We start from the raw sequence: 1,780 nt of genomic DNA, 5'->3' as shown, positions 1-1,780 counted from the left end.
CGCCGGCTGGTCGAGGCGTAGTAGACACGTCCGATGCTCAGCTTCGCATCCCACCGCACCGAGCCGTCGGTCGCCCAGAGATGCCGCAGGAACAGCGCCACTTGGTCGTTCGGCAACGCGAACACCTGTGCCGGCACGAACTTCTCGTAGCTGCGCTTGCCGAACAGGCCCAGCTCGTCCAGCCAGGCGGCGATCGGATTGCGCTTGCCGTGTGTCAGTCGGTACGGCGCCGGCAGGCGCAACGTCGTCACTCGAGCGGCGGGATACTCGTCCCGGATCGGCGTCACGTCGAAATGCGCCGCGGAGATCTCTACCGCCGCCAGGTTCGCCTCGTCGACGCTCGCGTACCGAATCGGCTGGCGCTTCACGCACGACCCGTCGCCGATCATGTGCGCCAACATCACGACCTCGGAGTCGTGCATCCGCTCGGTCTGCACCGGTTCGGGCACCCGCCGTGGGGCTGCCACCCGCGCACCGACTGTCAACTCTCCCAACGGAGTCCATCCGTCAAGCGTCATGAACGGATGGTTGGCCGTCGCCTCCACCTCACGCCCGGATGCCAACCGGACCTTGAACACCTCTTTGTACCCGCTGTAGAAGACGTTCGTCATCGGCCGCGCGACCATCCGTTTGCGGTCATCGACCGACCACACCAGTGGGCGCTCCCCAGTACGCATCAGCTCGCCGAACGTCACCTCCGCACCCGTGTCCGCACGGAGGATTCGGGTGTTCGCAGTCAGGCATCCCGACTCACGAAGGTCAGAGACCATTGGCTTCTTGTCGGTGCGCTGCTCCGGCCCGCGGTTCAGCTGGCTGATCGCCACCACCGGCACTTCGAGTTCCTTGGCCATCAGCTTGAGGCTGCGGGAGAAGTCCGAGACTTCCTGCTGGCGGGACTCGTACTTCTTGCCCGACGACATCAGCTGCATGTAGTCCACGACAATCAACCGCAGACCGGCCTTCTGCGACAACCGCCGCGCCTTGGCCCGGATCTCCATCATCGTCAGGTTCGGCGAATCGTCGATGAACAACGGGGCTTCGCTGATCTCGCTCATCCGGCGCGCCAACCGAGTCCAGTCGTCGTCGCTCATCCGTCCGGATCGCATGTCGGCGAGCTTGATCTTGGCCTCCGCCGACAGCAGCCGCATGACGATCTCGGACTTGCTCATCTCCAGGCTGAAGATGACGCTGGGCAATTGGTTCTTTATCGAGCACGAGCGCATGAAATCCAGGCCCAGCGTGCTTTTACCGACGCCGGGTCGGGCCGCGATGATGATCATCTGCCCGGCGTGCAAGCCGTTGGTCACTTCGTCGAGCTCGACGAAGCCCGTCGGCACGCCGCGGGACATGCCTCCCGAGGACGCGATGGCGTCGATCTCGTCCATCGTGGGTTGCAGCAGTTCTTCGAGCACCACGAAGTCCTCGGAGGCCCGCCGCTCGGTGACGTCGTAGATCTCGGCCTGCGCGCGGTCCACGACGTCGTTGACGTCCGCACCGTCAGCGCCGGCATAGCCGTACTGCACGACCCGGGTGCCGGCCTCCACGAGGCGACGCAGCAGCGCCTTCTCGGCCACGATCTCCGCGTAGTAGCCCGCGTTGGCCGCCGTCGGCACCGTCGAGATCAGGGTGTGCAGATAGGGGGCTCCGCCGACGCGCCGCAGCATTCCGCGGCGGTCCAACTCCGCGGCCACGGTGACGGCGTCCGCCGGCTCCCCGCGCCCGTACAGGTCCAGGATCGCGTCGTAGACGATCTGGTTCCCGGGCTTGTAGAAGTCGCCCG

1 protein-coding gene is annotated in these 1,780 nt (G+C 65.7%); it reads right to left on the bottom strand.

Annotation, left to right across the window (positions count from 1 at the left end; translation table 11 throughout):
• Positions 1-1,780, bottom strand: a 1,780-nt coding sequence (locus tag WA944_RS26885) for a replicative DNA helicase (RefSeq protein WP_526610398.1), incomplete at both ends; no start/stop codon positions are given.

It is taken from the genome of Mycobacterium sp. (assembly GCF_049683355.1).
GTDB lineage: Bacteria > Actinomycetota > Actinomycetes > Mycobacteriales > Mycobacteriaceae > Mycobacterium.
This window is presented reverse-complemented; position numbering and strand designations above follow the sequence as displayed.